This window comes from Pseudomonas sp. B20 (genome assembly GCF_020515755.1).
In the GTDB taxonomy this organism is placed as follows: Bacteria; Pseudomonadota; Gammaproteobacteria; order Pseudomonadales; family Pseudomonadaceae; genus Aquipseudomonas; species Aquipseudomonas syringae.
Genome location: NZ_JAHPJG010000008.1, coordinates 178,345 through 197,019 on the forward strand (window position 1 = coordinate 178,345; position 18,675 = coordinate 197,019).

Annotated in this window: 18 protein-coding genes; 5 read left to right on the forward strand and 13 right to left on the reverse strand. The window is 61.8% G+C overall.

Features of this window, described 5'->3' with window-relative positions:
* Window positions 1-31: 31 nt before the first annotated feature.
* Window positions 32-1,921: a DEAD/DEAH box helicase gene (locus LIX91_RS11270; protein ID WP_003316710.1), complete on the forward strand. Its 1,890-nt coding sequence runs from the start codon at window positions 32-34 to the stop codon at window positions 1,919-1,921.
* A gap of 408 nt (window positions 1,922-2,329) precedes the next feature.
* Here LIX91_RS11270 and LIX91_RS11275 read toward each other — a convergent pair whose 3' ends face one another.
* The 3 genes from LIX91_RS11275 to LIX91_RS11285 all read right to left on the reverse strand — a co-directional run bounded on the left by LIX91_RS11275 (window position 2,330) and on the right by LIX91_RS11285 (window position 5,716).
* Window positions 2,330-2,908 (reverse strand): YceI family protein, encoded by a 579-nt coding sequence (locus LIX91_RS11275; RefSeq protein ID WP_003414323.1) that lies wholly within the window; start codon window positions 2,906-2,908, stop codon window positions 2,330-2,332.
* Between the two features lie 27 nt (window positions 2,909-2,935).
* Complete coding sequence (locus LIX91_RS11280) at window positions 2,936-3,484, reverse strand: cytochrome b (RefSeq protein WP_011266415.1); 549 nt, start codon at window positions 3,482-3,484, stop codon at window positions 2,936-2,938.
* A gap of 357 nt (window positions 3,485-3,841) precedes the next feature.
* Window positions 3,842-5,716: a flavin monoamine oxidase family protein gene (locus LIX91_RS11285; RefSeq protein WP_226488490.1), complete on the reverse strand. Its 1,875-nt coding sequence runs from the start codon at window positions 5,714-5,716 to the stop codon at window positions 3,842-3,844.
* A gap of 209 nt (window positions 5,717-5,925) precedes the next feature.
* On the opposite strand from LIX91_RS11285, the gene LIX91_RS11290 reads away from it, so the two are divergent.
* A complete protein-coding gene (locus tag LIX91_RS11290; protein ID WP_003402943.1) occupies window positions 5,926-7,332 on the forward strand; it encodes an adenosylmethionine--8-amino-7-oxononanoate transaminase in 1,407 nt (468 codons plus the stop codon).
* Between the two features lie 131 nt (window positions 7,333-7,463).
* The gene (locus tag LIX91_RS11295) at window positions 7,464-8,183 is read left to right on the forward strand and encodes a 16S rRNA (uracil(1498)-N(3))-methyltransferase (RefSeq protein ID WP_100072834.1); all 720 of its coding nucleotides are present in this window, start codon (window positions 7,464-7,466) and stop codon (window positions 8,181-8,183) included.
* A 106-nt stretch (window positions 8,184-8,289) separates the two neighbouring features.
* On the opposite strand, the gene trhA is transcribed toward LIX91_RS11295, so the two are convergent.
* Window positions 8,290-8,904, reverse strand: coding sequence for a PAQR family membrane homeostasis protein TrhA (gene trhA, locus LIX91_RS11300; protein WP_003414317.1), 615 nt, complete (start codon window positions 8,902-8,904; stop codon window positions 8,290-8,292).
* 156 nt (window positions 8,905-9,060) lie between these two features.
* Between trhA and LIX91_RS11305 the strand changes: the two genes are divergently transcribed.
* Entirely contained in the window at window positions 9,061-9,987 is a 927-nt protein-coding gene (locus LIX91_RS11305; RefSeq protein ID WP_003414316.1) for a LysR substrate-binding domain-containing protein, read from the forward strand.
* Between the two features lie 144 nt (window positions 9,988-10,131).
* Here the strand turns inward: LIX91_RS11305 and madM are convergent, their stop codons facing one another.
* From madM to mdcA, 9 genes are all read right to left on the reverse strand, one after another.
* Window positions 10,132-10,896: a malonate transporter subunit MadM gene (gene madM, locus LIX91_RS11310; protein ID WP_024677058.1), complete on the reverse strand. Its 765-nt coding sequence runs from the start codon at window positions 10,894-10,896 to the stop codon at window positions 10,132-10,134.
* 1 nt (window position 10,897) lies between these two features.
* Window positions 10,898-11,314 (reverse strand): malonate transporter subunit MadL, encoded by a 417-nt coding sequence (gene madL / locus LIX91_RS11315; protein WP_226488491.1) that lies wholly within the window; start codon window positions 11,312-11,314, stop codon window positions 10,898-10,900.
* 69 nt (window positions 11,315-11,383) lie between these two features.
* On the reverse strand, window positions 11,384-12,319 hold the full coding sequence (gene mdcH / locus LIX91_RS11320; protein ID WP_226488492.1) for a malonate decarboxylase subunit epsilon: 936 nt from the start codon (window positions 12,317-12,319) through the stop codon (window positions 11,384-11,386).
* Window positions 12,316-12,954: a malonate decarboxylase holo-ACP synthase gene (locus LIX91_RS11325; protein WP_226488493.1), complete on the reverse strand. Its 639-nt coding sequence runs from the start codon at window positions 12,952-12,954 to the stop codon at window positions 12,316-12,318. The genes mdcH and LIX91_RS11325 overlap by 4 nt, the downstream gene beginning before the upstream one ends.
* Window positions 12,948-13,748: a biotin-independent malonate decarboxylase subunit gamma gene (gene mdcE, locus LIX91_RS11330; protein WP_100072838.1), complete on the reverse strand. Its 801-nt coding sequence runs from the start codon at window positions 13,746-13,748 to the stop codon at window positions 12,948-12,950. Before mdcE ends, LIX91_RS11325 begins: the two co-directional genes overlap by 7 nt.
* A complete protein-coding gene (locus tag LIX91_RS11335) occupies window positions 13,745-14,596 on the reverse strand; it encodes a biotin-independent malonate decarboxylase subunit beta (RefSeq protein WP_003414310.1) in 852 nt (283 codons plus the stop codon). The genes mdcE and LIX91_RS11335 overlap by 4 nt, the downstream gene beginning before the upstream one ends.
* The gene (locus LIX91_RS11340) at window positions 14,589-14,888 is read right to left on the reverse strand and encodes a malonate decarboxylase subunit delta (protein ID WP_003414308.1); all 300 of its coding nucleotides are present in this window, start codon (window positions 14,886-14,888) and stop codon (window positions 14,589-14,591) included. The genes LIX91_RS11335 and LIX91_RS11340 overlap by 8 nt, the downstream gene beginning before the upstream one ends.
* Window position 14,889: 1 nt before the next feature.
* Complete coding sequence (locus LIX91_RS11345) at window positions 14,890-15,765, reverse strand: triphosphoribosyl-dephospho-CoA synthase (protein ID WP_226488494.1); 876 nt, start codon at window positions 15,763-15,765, stop codon at window positions 14,890-14,892.
* Window positions 15,765-17,441, reverse strand: a complete 1,677-nt coding sequence (gene mdcA, locus LIX91_RS11350; protein ID WP_003402963.1) for a malonate decarboxylase subunit alpha — start codon at window positions 17,439-17,441, stop codon at window positions 15,765-15,767. The genes LIX91_RS11345 and mdcA overlap by 1 nt, the downstream gene beginning before the upstream one ends.
* Window positions 17,442-17,703: 262 nt before the next feature.
* On the opposite strand from mdcA, the gene LIX91_RS11355 reads away from it, so the two are divergent.
* Entirely contained in the window at window positions 17,704-18,099 is a 396-nt protein-coding gene (locus tag LIX91_RS11355; RefSeq protein WP_004409311.1) for a PAAR domain-containing protein, read from the forward strand.
* Window positions 18,100-18,675 lie beyond the last annotated feature (576 nt).

The following is an 18,675-nucleotide window of genomic DNA, read 5'->3' on the forward strand; positions in this document are numbered from 1 at the left end:
GAGCTTAAGCTCCAACAGAACAGGATTACTCATGTCCTTTGCTTCCCTCGGTCTCTCCGAGGCTTTAGTCCGCGCCATCGAGGCAGCGGGCTATACCCAGCCTACCCCCGTGCAACAGCGGGCCATTCCCGCCGTGTTGCAAGGTCGCGACCTGATGGTTGCGGCACAGACCGGTACTGGTAAAACCGGTGGTTTCGCCCTCCCTATTCTGGAGCGGCTGTTTCCCAATGGTGTTCCGGACAAATCCCAGCGTCACGGCCCGCGTCAACCACGCGTTCTGGTCCTGACCCCGACCCGCGAACTGGCCGCACAGGTACACGAGAGCTTCAAGCTCTATGCCCGCGACCTGAAGTTCGTCAGCGCCTGCATCTTCGGCGGCGTCGGCATGAACCCTCAGGTTCAGGCCATGTCCCGTGGTGTGGACGTCCTGGTGGCCTGCCCTGGCCGCCTGCTCGACCTGGCCGGTCAAGGCAGTGTCGACCTCTCCCACGTCGAAATCCTGGTGCTCGATGAAGCAGACCGGATGCTCGACATGGGCTTCGTGCATGACGTCAAGAAGGTCCTCGCGCGGCTGCCGGCCAAGCGCCAGAACCTGCTGTTCTCGGCTACCTTCTCCAATGACATCACGTCGTTGGCCGGCAAGCTGCTGCACAACCCAGAGCGCATCGAAGTCACGCCGCCGAACACCACGGTCGAGCGTATCGAGCAACGGGTTTTCCGCCTGGCAGCCAACCACAAGCGTTCACTGCTGGCGCACCTGATTACCGTCGGTGCCTGGGAACAGGTGCTGGTCTTCACCCGCACCAAGCACGGTGCCAACCGTCTGGCTGAGTACCTGGACAAGCACGGCCTTGCGGCTGTCGCGATCCACGGCAACAAGAGCCAGAACGCCCGTACCAAGGCACTGGCCGACTTCAAGGCAGGTGATGTACGCATCATGGTCGCGACCGATATCGCCGCACGCGGCCTGGATATCGATCAGTTGCCGCATGTCGTCAACTTCGAGCTGCCCAACGTCGACGAAGACTACGTTCACCGTATCGGTCGTACCGGCCGTGCCGGTCGCTCCGGCGAAGCCATTTCGCTGGTTGCGCCGGACGAAGAGAAGCTGCTCAAAAGCATCGAGCGCATGACCAAGCAGAAGATCGCCGACGGTGACCTGATGGGCTTCGACATCACTGCAGTCGAGGCTGAGAAGCCTGAAGTGCGTGAGCGTCCGGATGTTCGCAACTCGCGTGGCGCACGTCCTGCACGTGGCGATGGCGACAAGAACAACGGTGGTCGTCGCGACAAGGGCAAGGATAAAGGCAAGGAAAAACCTGCTGCTGCCTCCGCCACTGGCGAACGCCCTGCAAGGCAGCCACGCGAAAAAAAACCTCGTGAGGGCACGCCTCGCAGCGAACAGCGTGCATCGCAACCCGCCACACCGCGTCCGGCAGCCGATCGCGCCCCTGACGAGTTCCGTGACGATGAAGTAGACAACTTCGGCAACCGCGCTGACTACGTCAGTCCTTATCAGGGCAAAGGCCAGAACCGTGGTCGTCGCCCTGCTGCCGCGCCTGGCGCAGCCGCACCGGCCGCTGGCGGCGCTGCTCGCCCGGCCAATCCGGGTCGCCCTGCAGGTGGTGCGCGCAACGGCTCGGGCAGTGGCGCGCCAAAGCGCAACGGCTCGGGTTCATCGGCACCCCGCTCGCGTGATGGTCAGCCACGTGGCCGTCGCCCGGCACGTGAAGAGCAACCCTTGCCACGTGAAGGTCAGGAGCCAGTCGCACGCGCCCCCCGCGACGGCCAGCCTCAGCCGAAGATCGTGCACAAGGAATCCAAGATCGACCGCTTCCCTTCTGCCGAGCAACTGGACCAGTTGCCAAGCCGTCCACGCGGTGAAAAACCGGCCCTGCTGACCCGCAATCGCGACAGCTGATAGCCACGCAACACTAAAAACGCCCCGACCTGTTCGGGGCGTTTTTGTTTGTTGTATCGATGATCGTCGTGCGAGATGATCGCTCCCGCACTCTGCGTATACGTAAATCTGTTTTTGATTCTGGCCGAAGGCCGTAGGAGCGAACTTGTTCGCGAAGGCTTCAGCTCAGACGATGCATTTTCGGTGAATATACAGGCCCTTTCGCGAACAAGCGAAGCGTCGCCCGGTCCGCTCCCACGCCCTGCGGGCAGAAACCTGAAAGCGCCGTCCTCCGAGCTTTTCAGGGCTTGTATATGAAGATAAGCGCTCCGCGTAGTAGCGCAGCCTTGGACGCTCCGCGTTCGATCCTGGGCAGCACCAACAAAAACGCCGACCCAAGGGTCGGCGTTCTGTCGATCAAGCGTGCAATTACTTCTTCTGTACGCCTTCGAAGCTGATGTCCAGATCCAGCGTCTGCGACGTTGGGCCTGGGCCTTTGATGCCGAAGTCGTTCAGGTTCAGCGTCGAAGTACCGTTGAAGCCGGCACGGTAGCCGCCCCATGGATCCTTGCCTTCGCCGTTGAAGGTTGCCTTGATGACGATTGGCTTGGTCACGCCGTGCAGGGTCAGGTCGCCAGTGACGTCAGCCGTTTTCTCGCCAGTCGATTTGACTGCGGTGGAAACGAATTTGGCCTCAGGGTATTTGGCAACGTCCAGGAAGTCTTTGCTGGAGATGTGTTTGTCGCGCTCAGCGTGGTTGGTGAACAGGCTGGCGGTTTTCAGATCGACATTGATTTTACTGGCTTCAGGCTTGGCAGCATCGAAGCTGAACGTGCCTTCCCAGTCCTTGAAGGTACCGTGGATGAAGCTGTAACCCAGGTGGCTGATCTTGAAGTCAACGAATGCGTGTTGACCTTCCTTGTCGATAACGTAGTCGGCAGCCATGGCCTGGCCAGCAGACAACAATGCGGTACCCAGAGCCAGAGCGGCGAGAGACTTCTTCAACATGCGTTTATTCCCGTTTTGGTTGAACAATCAATTACGACCCAGCATACGCTTGAGGGTCACATCGCGATCGATGAAGTGGTGTTTCAATGCAGCAAGACCATGGAGCCCCGCGAATATCACGATGACCCAGGCCAGATACAGGTGAATCCAGCCAGCCGTTTCTGCCTGATCAGGAAGGCCCGAGACCAGCGCGGGCACATCGAACAGGCCGAATATCGGAATCCCCACGCCGTCGGCGGTGGAAATGAGATACCCGGCGAACATGACGGCAAACAGTGCGACGTACAAAAACAGATGGCCGAATGCAGCACCGATGCGCGTCAACTTACTGTAGCTGGTCAACGGCGGCGGTGGCGGACTGAGCAGACGCCAGACCACGCGGATCAACATGACCGCAAACAGCGTGATGCCGATGCTCTTGTGCAGATCAGGGCCCGCCTTGCGCCACGTATCGTAGTAATCCAGCCCGACCATCCACAGCCCCAGCGCAAACATTCCAAACACGACAGCAGCCACACCCCAGTGCAGCACCATGCTGACCAGACCGTAGCGAGAGGATGAATTACGTAGCTGCATTACCAGTACCTTGTCAGAAGTGTTACCAGACTAGCTTTTTATCTATCGAATGAAAGCGCAAAATTTCGCTCGGACGTATCGAACAATACGATAGGTCTGGTGGGCAGTTCGTACCTCGATTCTGTTGCTTCCTTCAACACCTGAACCTCTGTTCAGCGGTGTCAGGCTGTCCGCGCTGCAGCAGCATCCCGATAATTTGCCGTCAGTAACACGTTGCAATGACCATCGGCCTTTCGATACCGATGAACGGCACGATCAGGCCCGACAAGGGCTATCTACAGGGATAGAACGAATGGAGCGCGCATAAAAAAAGGGATGCGGTATGAACCGCATCCCTTTCAGTCAGCCATCGGACGGTCAGTTATTGGCGTCTGCAGGCGCTGCTTCCGCGGGGGTCTTGGCTGGAGCCGGTTTGCTCTGAGCCTTTTTCGCGGCCTCTTTTTTCGCCGCTTCCTTCTTCGCAGCCTCTTTTTTGGCTGCTTCTTTCCTGGCCGCTTCCTTGCTCTGCACTTTCTTCGCAGGCTCAGCCTTGGTCGCCGGCTTCTTCGCTGGCTCGGCTTTTACCGGTGGCTTGGCAGGCTGGACAGCCGGCGCAACCACGGGTGCCGGAGCGGCAGCCGGTACAGGCGCTGGAGCAGGCTCTACAGCTTTCTCTACCGGAGCAGGTGCCGGAGCCGGTTGTTCACCGCCACCGAACAGGCGCGAGAAGAAGCCTGGTTTGTCAGCCTGCGGCTTGGCAGGTTCAGCCGGCTTGTCGGAGGAGCCGCCGAACAGGTTGCTGAAGAAATTGCCTTCGGACTTCTGCGCAGCCGGGGCCGGTGCTTTCGGCGGTGCAACCTTGACCGGTTCGAACGACTTGCCAGCGGCCAGATCCTGCACCTGTCCGGCTGCACGCTGACCACTGCGCAGGGCGCCTTCCAGAGTGCCAGGGTACAAGGTGTCGGTGTGCTCGCCAGCAAAGGCTACGCGCAGAATCGGCCGTTCCCACAAGCGCCAGTATTTGCTGATCTGGCCGGGACCGAACGCCAGGTAAGAACCGCCGGTGGAAGGATCGACGCTGTAACGGCGGATTTCATAGCCGGTGTAGGCGCCGCGTGCCTCAGGGTAGAACGCATGCAGACGGATCAGCACCTGGTCGACCATCTGCTTGTCGCCGAAGGCCTGCATGATGCGTGCGTTGTCGCCAGACAGGTTGATCACCACGTTGGCGCCACCTTTAAGCGCCGGCTCTACCCACAACATGCCCAGACCGGTGTTACTGAACACTTCACCGGACATGCGCGCCTTGCTGTCCCAGACCGGAGTCTTGAACTTGAGCATGATCTGGTCGCGCCAGCCGTAGTTGGTACTCTTGATCGCGCCCATGTGCTGCGCGTCCAGTGCAGGCGTCATCTGGATCTTGCCCAGCGAACGCAACGGCACGGCCATCACTGCATAGTCTGCTGTATAGCTGGTGGCGCCAGCCTTGACCGTGACCTTGTCCTTCTCTTGAATGACTGCCGTCACCGGCGAGTTGGTCTTGACGGTCTTGAGTTGCTTGACGAACGCCTGGGTCAGCACCGCACTGCCACCGGGCAGGCGTGCAGCACGCAGGTCACGCTCGTCTACCGAACGATACACCCGCGATTGCTGGGCGAGGTACAGCAGCGACAGGCGCGAAGGCTCGTCGTAGCGGGTACGGATCTGCTGATTGATCAACTGACGCGCCGTGACAGGCAGGTTCAGGCGGTCCAGCCAGTTGGCGACGTTGATCTGGTCGAGCGCAAACAGCGTGCTGTTGGACGCCGGGTTTTCCGGGTCATCAACCGAACGCGCGAGGTTATCCAGCGTATCGTTGTAGCGCTTGATGGCTTCGGCGGTCGCCGGCTGTTTGACGGCCAGGTCAGCCTGGGTGAAGTACACGCCGTCGATCAGGTAGCTGGGCGTGCGCACGAATTCAGGCGCAGGCACGGTAGGCAGCTTGAAGCTGTCCAGGTAGCGGTTCAGCACAGGCTGAGCCTTGGTGTTGCCGATCCACTCGCTGGTCGCCAGACCGGAGCGGCCACCCAGACTCGGCTTGGCTTCCAGCACCGTCACCTGCCAGCCTTTGGCCTGCAGTTCGTAGGCAGCAGTCAAACCTGCCAGACCACCACCGACGACAATGGCGGTTCGTTGTTTTTCATCGGCGAGCGTCGAAACGCTGACCAACCCTGCCACTATCAGCGCACACGCGCGCAGCCAACCAGAAAGCATTCGGCGAACTCCAGAAAACATAGGGAAGATAGGGCAAGTCAGCCCGACACATCGACTCGCTGCGCAGGATACGCGAGCCATCAAATAGCCGCCAGCAATGTCCATCGGCCGTTAAAACTGCATCAAAGGTTGTTCCGCAGCCGGGCATTGCATAGGCTTGCGCGATTGTTCGTCCTCGCATCAGGCGAGTCGCTACCCGGAGATTGCAAATGGGCCTCAATGACCAGTGGATGCAGCGTGACCTGAAGGTCCTGTGGCACCCCTGCACCCAGATGAAAGACCACGAAAATCTGCCGTTGATACCGATCAAGCGTGGTGAAGGCGTATGGCTTGAAGACTTCGAGGGCAAGCGTTATCTGGACGCTGTCAGCTCCTGGTGGGTCAACGTTTTCGGACACGCCAACCCGCGCATCAATCAGCGCATCAAGGACCAGGTCGATCAGCTGGAGCACGTGATCCTCGCCGGTTTCAGCCATCAGCCGGTGATCGAGCTGTCCGAACGGCTGGTCAAACTCACGCCTGACGGCCTGACCCGCTGCTTCTACGCCGATAACGGCTCATCGTGCATCGAAGTCGCGCTGAAAATGAGCTTTCACTACTGGCTCAATCGCGGCCAGCCGGACAAGAAACGCTTCGTCACCCTGACCAACAGCTACCACGGCGAGACCATGGCGGCGATGTCGGTTGGTGACGTGCCGCTGTTCACCGAAACCTACAAGGCGCTGCTGCTCGACACCATCAAGGTGCCGAGCCCCGATTGCTACCACCGCCCGGACGGCATGAGCTGGGAAGAGCATTCGCGCAATATGTTCGCCGCCATGGAGCAGACCCTCGCCGAGCACCACGCCAGCGTCGCGGCAGTGATCGTCGAACCGCTGATCCAGGGCGCGGGCGGCATGCGCATGTATCACCCGATCTACCTCAAGCTGCTGCGCGATGCCTGCGACCGCTATGGCGTGCACCTGATCCACGATGAAATCGCTGTCGGTTTCGGCCGTACCGGGACCATGTTCGCCTGTGAACAGGCAGGTATTCGTCCGGACTTCCTGTGCCTGTCCAAGGCGCTGACCGGTGGCTACCTGCCGCTGGCCGCCTGCCTGACCACCGATGATGTGTACGACGCGTTCTACGACGACTACCCGACCCTGCGTGCGTTTCTGCACTCGCACAGCTACACCGGCAACCCGCTGGCCTGTGCGGCGGCGCTGGCGACCCTGGATATCTTCGAGCAGGACAACGTCATCGAGAACAACAAGGCCCTGGCACAACGTATGGCGACGGCCACTGCGCATCTGGTCGATCACCCGCACGTCGCGGAAGTGCGTCAGACCGGCATGGCCATCGCCATCGAAATGGTTCAGGACAAGGCCACCAAGACCGCCTACCCGTGGCAGGAACGCCGCGGCATGAAAGTCTTCCAGCACGCACTGGAGCGTGGCGCACTGCTGCGGCCGCTGGGCAGTGTGGTGTATTTCCTGCCGCCGTACGTGATCACGCCGGAGCAGATCGACTTCCTCGCCGAGGTGGCCAGCGAAGGTATTGATATCGCGACACGTAGCAGCGTCAGCGTTGCCGTGCGTGAGAACTTTCATCCGGATTTCAGGGATCCGGGTTAAGGCTGGAAATTGCGGCGTCATGACTGACGCCTTCGCGGACAAGTCCGCTCCTACAGGGGCCTGGCTGCACATGCGGGAGCGAGCCGGGTGACGGCGTCATCCCAAAACGAACACTGGAACCGAGACACACCATGAGACTGTCCCGCTTTTTTACTGAAACGCCGCTGAGTCTGGGCGAGCATGAACTGCCTGAGGCCCAGGCGCATTACATCAGCCGCGTGCTGCGCATGACCGAAGGTGACGCGCTGCAACTGTTCGACGGGTCGGGTCAGGAGTTTCGCGGCACCTTGCTGGAAGTCGGCAAGAAGCGCGTGCATGTGCAGCTCACTGAAAGCTTCGCGGGCCAGGTAGAGTCAGGCCTGCGCATTCATCTCGGTCAAGGCCTGTCGCGGGGCGAGCGGATGGACTGGGCCATTCAAAAGGCCACCGAACTGGGCGTCAGCGAAATCACGCCGATTATCAGCGAACGCTGCGAGGTGCGCCTGAAAGACGAACGTGCCGAGAAGCGTCAGGCGCACTGGCAGCAGATCGCGATCAGCGCCTGTGAGCAATGTGGTCGCTCCGTGGTGCCGGTGATTCATGCGCCGATGCCGCTGGCCGAGTGGATCAAGCACACCGAGGCCGACCTGAAACTGGTCCTGCACCCGGTGGCCGAACCCCTGACCAGCCATGACAAACCTGTCAGCCTGGCCTTTCTGATTGGTCCGGAAGGCGGTCTGAACGATGCGGAAGTCGCTCAGGCGCAAGACGCCGGCTTCCACGCCGCGCGCCTCGGCCCACGCGTGCTGCGCACTGAAACCGCTCCCGTGGTCGCGCTCAGCGTGGCGCAGCAGTTGTGGGGCGATTTCTAATCATTTGATGCGTCCTCAAACGCGCTGCACGCTCAGAGTCAGACACCGGCTCGCTCCCACAAGGATTTGCATTTACACAGCCATTGAGGCCTGAACCTGGCCACTTTCACAGCACATAAAAACAAATCGCCACGAAGTGCATCAAACTGCCGCCGATGACGAACAGGTGCCAGATGCCGTGAAAGTGGCGGATCTGGTCGTAGGCGAAGAACAGGATGCCGACGGTGTACAGCACGCCGCCTCCGGCCAGCCAGATGAAACCCGATACACCGAGCGCAGCCAGCAGTGGCTTGACGGCCACCAGCACGATCCAGCCCATCACCGCATAGATCACGATGGACATGATTCGCGCTTCGGAGCGCGGTTTTATCTCTTGCAGGATGCCGATCAGCGCCAGCCCCCAGACAATTCCGAACAGGGTCCAGCCCCACGCACCGCGTAATGTCACCAGACAGAACGGGGTGTAGCTGCCGGCAATCATCAGATAGATCGAAAAATGATCGACCTTCTGCATGATCGATTTCGAGCGTCCCTTGACGCTGTGGTAGACCGTCGAGACGCTGTACAGCGTCACCAGACACACACCATAAATGGCCATGCTGACCACTTTCCAGACATCACCATGCAGACACGCCATGACCAATAACCAGATCGCACCGACGGCCGCCAGCACGGCGCCAACCAGGTGCGACCAGGCGTTGAATTTTTCTCCGTAGTACATCCGCTCAATACCTCTCTCAATGGCGAAAACACTGGAAACAGAGACTCCGGGTTATTGAAACAAACCGCAACACCCGTGTCAGTGACGGATATTTTAAGCAGCTATCGACGCATGAGTTGTGCACAATCAGCGCACCTCAACCATAAGCGCCACGACATGCAGATCGATGACGAACTGACGCTCAAGAAACTGGAAATATTCCTGGCCTTCATGCGCACCGGCAATCTGGCGCGGGCGGCGGAGGAGCTGCAGACCAGTAACGTCAGCGTGCACCGCGCCATTCATTCGCTGGAAAGCGCGCTGCGGTGCCCGTTGTTCAAGCACGAGGGACGCAACCTGACGCCGCTGGAAAGCGCGTATGTGCTGGAAGAGCGTGCGCAGAAACTGGTCCAGGATGTGCTCGCCACGGTAGAGCTGACCCGTCAGGCAGCAGGTTTTTCAGCGGCGCGGTTTCGCCTGGGGGCGTTGTATTCGCTGACGGTCAAGACCGTGCCGCAGTTGATCATGGGCCTGAAGATCCGCCGCAGCGAGCTGAATATCGACCTGATTCTGGGCTCGAACATGGACCTGCTCTACAAGCTCAAGAACATGGAAGTCGATGCGATGCTGGTGTCGCTGGATGAAAGCACCCATGACCCGGACTGCGAACATCTGGCGCTGTTCTCCGACGACATCTTTCTCGCCGTCCCCACCGACTCACCGTTCGCCGAACACTCTGAAGTGGACCTGGGCGACCTGCGCGAAGCGACGTTCATCACCCTGACCCAAGGCTTCGCCACGCACCGTGACGGAATCCGGGTGTTTCAGCAGGCCGGTTTCGAGCCCAAGGTGGCGATGCAGGTCAATGACATCTTCACCCTGCTGAGCATGGTCAGCTCCGGCGTTGGCTACGCACTGTTGCCGGGAAGAATCGCCGCGGTCTATGAAAACCGCGTGCGCCTGATCCCGTTGCAGAGCCGCTACCGGATGCAGCAACACATCGGCATTGTTTTTCTCAAATCCAAACAGCGCGATCCCAACCTGCTCGCCCTGTTGGCCGAGTGCCGGATGTACACCAACCGGCTGCTGGAACAGACGACCTGACCTAGGCTCTGTACGAAAAGTCGGCGAGCGAAGGTCAGGCGAGGCAAAAACAGGCGAGGAAGCGGAGTCTACGTGTTGTAAATGAGCATTCCGAGCCTGTTTTTAACGAAGCATCACCGAGCGCAGCCACTTTTAGTACAGAGCCTAGCCGACGATGGCGCGCACGATGAAATACAGCACCGATGGCCCGAGCAGGCAGCCCAGACCGGTGTGGAACGTAGCGGTCAGCGCGCCATAGGGCACCAGACGCCGGTCGGTTGCCGCCAGCCCTGCGGTGACGCCACTGACAGTACCCGCCAGACCACCGAAAACCATCGCCGAGCGCGGATTGTCCAGCCCCATCCAGCGCGCCGCCATGGGCGTGCCGACCATCACCAGAATCGCCTTGATCAGGCCGGTGGCAATCGACAGCGCCATCACATCGGAGGTGGCGCCCAGCGCAGCACCGGTCACCGGGCCGACAATGTAGGTTACTGCCCCGGCACCGATGGTGGTCATGCTGATCGCGTCCCGATAACCGAATACCCAGGCAATGCTCGCACCGACGATAAACGGCAGAATCGTGCCCAACAGCAAGGCAATCACACCGATCAGTCCGGCCTTGCGCGCTTCGGTGGCCTGCACTTCAAAAGCCGTCGCCACGATAGCGAAGTCACGCAGCATCGCTCCGCCCATCAGGCCAATACCGGAAAAAAGCGTGATATCCGCCAACCCTTTCTGGCCGCCGGTCAAGGTGCCGCCGACCCAGGCCAGAATCAGCCCGATGACGATCGCAATGGCCGAACCATGCACCCGGCCAAACGTCAGGCGCTTGGACAGCACCACAGAAACCCACATGATGATGCCGACGAAAGCGAAAGCGGTGATCAGGCCGTTGTGTTCAAGCCCCTTCTCGATGAGATCCCACATATCAGCGACCTCCGGCCGGGGCGATTTCAGGCGTCAGCAGCGGCTCTTCCTTGGGTAACGGCTCACCGCGATTAGTGCGGCTGATCACTGCGATGGTGCAGGCACACAGCACCACCGAACCCACAGCAGCCAACACCGCCACCGGCCCGCCCTTGAGTGCGGTTACCACGTTTTGTTGTGCGGCCATCGCCACCACCACCGGGATGTACAACGCACCCCAGAAGCCGACACCCATTTCGCAGTCCTTGCTCATGCCGCCGTGTTTTTCCATCCACAGGCGCGCGCAGATCAACAGGATCATGGCGATCCCGACCCCGCCCACGTTGGATTTCACGCCCAGCAGAATGCCGAGCATATCGCCGAGAATCACGCCCGCAAGCGTGCAGATGGCCAGTAGTGCAACACCGTAGATAATCATTGTTGTTATTCCTCTGTTTGCATTGCTGAAGTTGTTGTTTTTGTCCTTCGTAGCAGCTGCACGGCGGCTCTATGGGGTGCGGCGACCCTCCTCGCGCGACAGCGCGACCAGGCTGTCCAGACGCGCAGCCTGAAAAGCCAGCGCCGTGCCCTGCTGGAATACCTTGCGCGCCAGCCCGGTCAGCACGCTGCCGGGCGGCAATTCGATGTGCAGGCGCACGCCCCGCTCCCAGGCGGTTTCCACGGTGCTGCGCCAGTCGATGACCCGACACATGTTGAACGCCAGGTCGTCACGCAGCTTCTCGGCATTCAACACAGGTCGCGCCGTGCTGCCGCTCAGGTAACGTATCGCGGGTGCCCGCAGCGCAACGCTCGAAAACGCCTCGGCCAGTTGCTGCGCGGGAGCGTCCAGCAAGGCGCAATGCGACGGCACGCTGACCGCAAGATGCTTGACCGCCGCTGCTCCGGCAGCCTTGGCCAACTGACCGACCTGCTGCATCGCCTCGGCACTGCCGGAGATCACCATCTGGTTGTCGGCGTTGATATTGGCGAGAAATACCGGTGTCTTCGCGCTGTGTACCTGCGCGATCAGCGCTTCTACCTGCGTCTGCTCCAGACCGATGAGCGCGGTCATGCCGTAACCCTGCGGCCAGGCGCTTTGCATCAGCTCGCCACGCAGCGCGACCAGGCGCACGGCGTCGTCAAAGGCCAGCGCACCCGAAATCACTGCTGCCGGATAAGCGCCGATGGACAGCCCTGCCAGGTAGTCCGGCACGCAATCACGCGCCCGCAGCACGCGCGCGCATGCGACGCCAGCGATCAGCAGGCAAAGCTGAACGGCACGGGTGGCTTGCAGTGCCTCGGCGGTGTCCAGCGCAAGCACGTCTTCGCCCAGCGCATCGGCGGCTTCCTGCAGGCAGTCGCGCACCGCAGCATCGTCCGGCAACTGATGCAGCATGCCGGCTTGCTGCGCGCCCTGGCCGGGAAATACCCACAGGCTGCTCATGCGCACACCTGACCCAAGTGCCATGGGTCTGCAACCAGCCGCGCGCCGCTGGCGGTCTTGAGCAGCACCCGCCCCGTTGGCCGCGCCCACTCACGCAGCGCCACGGCACCCTGCTCGAGTTGCAGCTGGACGTCGACCCGGCAGACCGAGGTTTCCAACGCCTCGACCAGCTCGGCGGCACAACGGCGACTCAGGCGTCCCGGGGTGCGCAGAATCAGGTCCAGATCGCTGTCCTGATGCAACGCCGCAATACCGCTGGCCAGCTCGAATCCGGCACTGCCGCCGACGCCCCAGTCCAGCTCCAGCGCCTCCATGACCGGACGGATCTGGCGCAACGCATGCAACGCCGGCCATTGCTGATGGCGCTCGGTCGGGACGTCGATCAACTGCTCGGGCATGACCCTTCGGCAGGCGTCGGCCAACGGCATGCTCGCGGCATAGCGCTGCTCGCGACCGCGACCGCGCAAGCCCACGGCCACCTGGTCGGCGGGCATTACCTGACGCCGGACCACCACCGGTTGCCCGGCCAGCACGGCGTCGACCGCCCATTTGGGCGCATCGTCCGCCAACGCAGTCAGCGGCATGCCCCACAACAAATCATGGGGCAGCACTGCGCCAGTGTTGCTGATCACCATTGCGCCCGCAGCAACTGGCGCACATTGGCCGACGCCGCACGGTTGCTGGCGCCCAGTCGGCTGCTCAGATCGACGCCGCGGGCCTGTACGTCCTTGATCGCACTGCTCAGCACATGGCGCACCTGGGTGAGATCATCGGCGGCGGGCTGTTCGATCTGGCTGACCGCCAGGGTTTCCCAGAGCAGACCAAGACTGGCGTAGCTGTCGATGTCGTAAGCCATCGGCGGGATGCTGGCGGCGAGCTTTTCCAGATCCTCGACGCTGCGCAGGGTTACGCGGGCTGCCGAGGCTTTGCCCATCGCATGCACCATCACACCGGGATCACGCAGCGCGATCAATCGATTGGCCTGATAGCCGTGGGCCAGGAATGCGCCGGACATCGCTTTGCCGACCAGCAGGCCGATCACCGGGTGCCCGGCCAGACGTGCTCGCGCGTAACTGTCCACGGCCCCGGCCAATGCCTGATGGATACCGAGCGCTTCCTCGCGACGCCCGTAGGCCTGGCTCGGTACGTCAACGATGGCAATCAGCGCGCGCTTTGCGGCGCGGTCACGATCCTGCTCGATGGCCTCGTCCACCGCCTTGGCCAGGCCCCAGCCTTCCAGCAGGCCGACTTCGCCCTGACGCGCCCGGGGAAAGCGGTTGTCGGTATCGGCAATCACGGCCAGAAAGCGCACCGGCTGTTCGCCCAGCACGCCATCGGCCACCTTGAGTGAGGCAGGCAGGCCAGTGACTTCACGGGCGCCTGCGCTCAAGGCGTTGAACCAGTTCAAACCCCGTTGTGAATGACTCATGACCGGGCTCCTTGATAGAGGGTGCGCACGCTTTGCGGATCGATTTGCGGCTCAGTGTCGAGGCTGGCCAGGCGTTGCAGGAACAGTGGGTACTGACTGCTGCGATGCGTGTCGGGCACGCCCTGCTTGAGCCAGCCGCTGACCTGCTGGCGGATATCGGCAACATCGTCGGCAGCAAAACCATCCACCAGAGCGCTGGCAAAGCGTTGCTCGCCACCGGTCAGGCTCCAGATGAACGGGCGATCGCGTGAGTCGTATTCTTCGATGCCGGCTTCCTGCTCGATCACCTGCGGACCGTTCAGGCCCAGACGCGCTTCCTGAGTCACCAGCAGGTAACTGCACAGCCCGGCGGCGATGGACATCCCGCCAAAGCAGCCGACGCTGCCGGCGACCACGCCAATCACTGGCTGGTACTGACGCAGGTCGACTATCGCGGCATGAATCTCGGCAATCGCGGCCAGGCCCAGATTGGCTTCCTGCAGACGCACACCACCGGTTTCCAGCAGCACGATCGCGGCGGTAGGAATGCCATTGCGGTTGTCTTCGGCAGCCAGTTCCAGCGCGCCGGCCATTTTCGCACCGCCGACTTCGCCCATACTGCCGCCCTGAAACGAGCCTTCGATGGCGGCGATGACCACTGGCCGACCATCGACAGTGCCTTTAGCGACCACCACGCCATCATCCGCCTGGGGCACCACGCCCTGCATGGCCAGCCACGGCGACATGACCCGATCGAACGGACCGAGCAATTCGCGGAAGCTGCCGGCATCCAGCAAGGCGCGGGCACGCTGTCGGGCACCCAGTTCGATGAAACTGTGCTGATTCAGCAAACGTGCGTTATCAGTCATGACCGATCTCCTCGAAGCCTTGCTCCAGGCGCAAACGCACGACGCCGGGCGTCGCGCCGAAGTCATGAATATCGATGCTCAGCGCTGGCGGGGTCTGACCCTCGAACATGCGCTCGAACAGGTGTTGCCAGCGCAACGAGGCGCCGTTGACCGACGTCACCACCTGAATCGACAAGGTGCCCGGTTTACCGGGTTCCAGCAGCACCTCCAGATCACCGGAGCCCACCACACCCACCAGCGCACGGCCCTTGGGCGGCTGTCCGGCAGGAAATTCAAAAGACAGGGTTTCCATTTCAGGCACTCCTCGAAACAGGGCCGAGCGCAGGCTCAAGGCCATCGATGAACAGGCAGGCAGCCAGCAGATCCGCCGCGCCACCGGGCGAAGCATTAAGGGCCAGCAGGTGCTGATCCAGCGCGTTCAGTGCGCGGCGGCCCGCCAGACTGGCGCTGCCTCCGGCGTCCAGCACGCGCTGCGCGCCTTGCTGCATGGCGTTCAGCCCTTCGATGCCGGCGCGATGCAGCACACAGGTGTCGTCCAGCGTAGTCATGATTGCCAGCAGCGCGTCCAGCCGGGCGTTCTGCTCGCCGCTGCCTGCCGCACGGCTGCGTTGCAGTTGTGGCAAGGCGAACAGCCTGACCGCCGGAAACCCCTGCTGTGCCTGCTCTCTGGCGCCCATGACGCCGTAACGACGAACCACCTGATCACCGTGGCTGTTTTGCCTGAGCACCTGGCGGTCCTTGATCTGGGCCAAAGCGGCAGCGCGTGCGCAGATGGCCTCGGGCGCACACTCCTGGGGATCCAGCGCGGCAGCGGTTACCAGTAGGCCCAGCGCCCAGATCGCGCCGCGATGCGTATTCACCCCGCTGGTGGTGCGCAGCATCGTGGCTTCGCCTTCACGGCCAAGCCTGCCCAATGCCTCACGCAATGGCTGGCCCACGACACCGAACTGCGTGGCGGCGTCGGCCATCCACTTGAAAGTCGGCCACAACGACAGCGCCGAAGAATGCATCAACCCCAGGTGCAGGTCGCTGTGCGCGCCGCTGCCACGCCGGTCCACCAGAGCCGGTTTGGGCGACAGATCGGCTTCGTCGATCAAGGCGTCGACCGCCAGATCGGCCAGTCGCTCGGCCAGCGAGGCCGATTGCGGTGTCCATTGAAGTGCGCTCATTACCAGCTCCTGAATTTGGCGGGCGGGTTGTAAAGGCCGCCGGACCACTGAACCAGGTCGGCAATGCTCTTGGCGGCCAGCAGTTCACGGCTGGCGTCGGTGCGCCGGATGCCGAGGTCTTCGGGCAGCGCGATCAGCCCTTCACGGCGCATGCGCGCGGTGTCCTTGGGGTTATGGCGCAAACCGATCACGGTCACGCCTGCCACTGCCGCAATCATCGCCTGGCGTTCCTCAAGGCTGCGCGCCTTGTAGAGGTAGGCGATGCCTTCTTCCGTCAGCAGGTGGGTCACGTCGTCGCCGTAGATCATGATCGGTGCCAGCGGCATGCCGCTTTTCTTCGCCACCTCGACGGCGTCCAGGGTTTCGACGAAGGTCGGCTTGCCGCCCTCCTGGAACGTCTCGACCATCTGCACCACCAGTTTCTTGCCGCGCTCCAGGTAGGCCGCCGGGCCGTCATCGTGCTGCTGACGCATGTCGAGCCAGGCGGGCGTGGCATGACGCCGGCCGCGTGGGTCGTGGCCCATGTTCGGCGCGCCACCAAAACCGGCCAGACGACCACGGGTGACCGTCGAGGAATGCCCGTCGCCATCGACCTGCAAGGTTGCGCCGATGAACAGGTCCACCGCGTACTGCCCGGCCAGCTGGCAGAGCTGGCGGTTGGAGCGTAGCGAGCCGTCACGTCCGGTGAAGAACACATCCGGGCGCGCGGCGATGTAGTTCTCCATGCCCAGCTCGGTGCCGAAACAATGCACGCTCTCGACCCAGCCGCTTTCGATGGCCGGGATCAACGTCGGATGCGGATTAAGCGTCCAGTTGCGACAAATCTTGCCCTTCAGGCCCAGCGACTCGCCGTAGGTCGGCAGAATCAGCTCAATGGCGGCAGTGTTGAAACCAATGCCGTGGTTCAACGACTGAACGTTGTGTTTCTCATAGATGCCGCGAATCGCCATCATCGCCATCAGCACATGCACCGGCTTGATATGGCGCGGGTCGCGGGTGAACAGCGGTTCTATATAGAACGGCTTGTCGGCGACCACCACGAAGTCGACCCATGAGGCCGGGATGTCCACGCGTGGCAGCTCGCTGACGTCATCGACCAACTGATTGACCTGGACGATGACGATGCCGTCGCTGAACGCCGCCGGTTCGATGAGTGCGGGGGTGTCTTCGGTACTGGGCCCGGTGTAGATGTTGCCGGCTCGGTCGGCCATGAAGCCCGCCGCCAGCACCACGTTGGGGATGAGGTCCACCACCAGCCGTGAATAGAGTTCGATGTAGGTGTGGATCGCACCGATTTCCAGCAGGCCGTCTTCCAGCAACTGACTGATGCGCAGGCTTTGCGTACCGGCGAACGAAAAGTCCAGCTTGCGCGCAATGCCCTGCTCGAACAGGTCCAGGTGCTCGGCGCGGCCGACGCTCGGCATGATCATGTGCAGGTCATGCACCTTGCCCGGATCGACTTTGGCCAGCGCGCGGGAGAGGAAGTCAGCCTGCTTCTGGTTGTTGCCTTCAAGTACCACGCGGTCGCCGGAAACCAGCAGGGCCTCCAGCGCCGCGACGATGTTGTCGGTCGGCAACACCACACCATCGGCCAACGCCCGCACTTGCTCCAGACGCCGCTGCTTCTCGCTGCGACGACGTGTCCAGCGTGCGTCGGGGGAAGTTGTTGTTGTCATGATCGCTCCACGATTTTGCTGTCGTCGGCCACCTTAGGAGCGATAGCGGTCGAGCATCAATCAAGCAGCGCGTCGAATCATTACGGCTGGAGTAACGATAGGGGAACGGACATTTCGCCGGTCGCGTCGTTGCGCGTGCAACATGCTCGAAACGCCCGGCTGGTAATTGCGTAGGACCGGTCCTTAAAGGACCTGGGGTGCTATCGGAATCTGTGTTTGCGCCTAGCCTTGAGGTTTTCCGTAACCCAGAGGCAGTAGCGCGATGTCATTTATAGTCAGGGAAGGCGATCTCACCACCACACGCGGCTTCGTGCTGGCCGCATCGGCAAGCGAAGTCATCGAGCGGCGCCGTGTGGCGCGCATGGGAGACCCGGTGTGGTGCCCGGCCTGCAAGCAGATTGGCTTCATCGCCCAGGGCAACCCCACCTACATCGACGAACTCGTGGCGGTCGCCACGCAGGGTCATGAGGTGCAGTGTGGCTGCGAACCCGGCAGCAATACGCTGACCACCTCGCAGGAGCATGTCCGGGCCGACATGGACGCGACCATCACCATCCCCGAAGAACTGGCCAACACTGCCCGCCAGAATGCCGAACACCTGGCCCGTTCGATGAAGGACGGCAGCTTCACGCCTGATGTATTGAGGCCGCTGACGTAGCGAGAGTTGCGCGGTAGAACGCCCGTCAAAGGGCTTAGGGGCGAACCGGGAGTTTGCGGTGCCCTGCAGGAGCGGACTTGTCCGCGAAGAGGGCGTCATAGTCGATGGATTTTCTGCGTCAGGAATATAGCCTTCGCGAACAAGGCGGATCGCTGACCCGATCGCTCCTGCGGGTGTTTGCGGTGTCCTGTAGGAGCGGACTTGTCCGCGAAGAGGGCGTCATAGTCGATGGATTTTCTGCGTCAGGAATATAGCCTTCGCGAACAAGGCGGATCGCCGCCACGGTCGCTCCTGCGGGTGTTTGCGGTGTCCTGTAGGAGCGAACTTGTCCGCGAAGAGGGCGTCATAGTCGATGGATTTTCTGCGTCAGGAATATAGCCTTCGCGAACAAGGCGGATCGCCGCCCCGGTCGCTCCTACGGGTGTTTGCGGTGTCCTGTAGGAGCGGACTTGTCCGCGAAGAGGGCGTCACAGTCGGTGGATTTTCTGCGTCAGGAATATAGCCTTCGCGAACAAGTTCGCTCCTACGGCCTTCGGCCAGAATCAAGAGCGGACTTCTGCATGACGAGCCTTCGCG

Coding starts and splice junctions, on each gene's coding strand:
- LIX91_RS11305 (WP_003414316.1), top strand. CDS start 9,061: ATGCAGATCGATGACGAACTGACGCTCAAGAAACTGGAAATATTCCTG.
- LIX91_RS11340 (WP_003414308.1), bottom strand. CDS start 14,888: ATGGAAACCCTGTCTTTTGAATTTCCTGCCGGACAGCCGCCCAAGGGC.
- madM (WP_024677058.1), bottom strand. CDS start 10,896: ATGTGGGATCTCATCGAGAAGGGGCTTGAACACAACGGCCTGATCACC.
- LIX91_RS11355 (WP_004409311.1), top strand. CDS start 17,704: ATGTCATTTATAGTCAGGGAAGGCGATCTCACCACCACACGCGGCTTC.
- LIX91_RS11270 (WP_003316710.1), top strand. CDS start 32: ATGTCCTTTGCTTCCCTCGGTCTCTCCGAGGCTTTAGTCCGCGCCATC.
- LIX91_RS11290 (WP_003402943.1), top strand. CDS start 5,926: ATGGGCCTCAATGACCAGTGGATGCAGCGTGACCTGAAGGTCCTGTGG.
- mdcE (WP_100072838.1), bottom strand. CDS start 13,748: ATGAGTCATTCACAACGGGGTTTGAACTGGTTCAACGCCTTGAGCGCA.
- LIX91_RS11325 (WP_226488493.1), bottom strand. CDS start 12,954: ATGGTGATCAGCAACACTGGCGCAGTGCTGCCCCATGATTTGTTGTGG.
- LIX91_RS11335 (WP_003414310.1), bottom strand. CDS start 14,596: ATGACTGATAACGCACGTTTGCTGAATCAGCACAGTTTCATCGAACTG.
- LIX91_RS11285 (WP_226488490.1), bottom strand. CDS start 5,716: ATGCTTTCTGGTTGGCTGCGCGCGTGTGCGCTGATAGTGGCAGGGTTG.
- LIX91_RS11280 (WP_011266415.1), bottom strand. CDS start 3,484: ATGCAGCTACGTAATTCATCCTCTCGCTACGGTCTGGTCAGCATGGTG.
- LIX91_RS11275 (WP_003414323.1), bottom strand. CDS start 2,908: ATGTTGAAGAAGTCTCTCGCCGCTCTGGCTCTGGGTACCGCATTGTTG.
- mdcH (WP_226488492.1), bottom strand. CDS start 12,319: ATGAGCAGCCTGTGGGTATTTCCCGGCCAGGGCGCGCAGCAAGCCGGC.
- mdcA (WP_003402963.1), bottom strand. CDS start 17,441: ATGACAACAACAACTTCCCCCGACGCACGCTGGACACGTCGTCGCAGC.
- madL (WP_226488491.1), bottom strand. CDS start 11,314: ATGATTATCTACGGTGTTGCACTACTGGCCATCTGCACGCTTGCGGGC.
- trhA (WP_003414317.1), bottom strand. CDS start 8,904: ATGTACTACGGAGAAAAATTCAACGCCTGGTCGCACCTGGTTGGCGCC.
- LIX91_RS11295 (WP_100072834.1), top strand. CDS start 7,464: ATGAGACTGTCCCGCTTTTTTACTGAAACGCCGCTGAGTCTGGGCGAG.
- LIX91_RS11345 (WP_226488494.1), bottom strand. CDS start 15,765: ATGAGCGCACTTCAATGGACACCGCAATCGGCCTCGCTGGCCGAGCGA.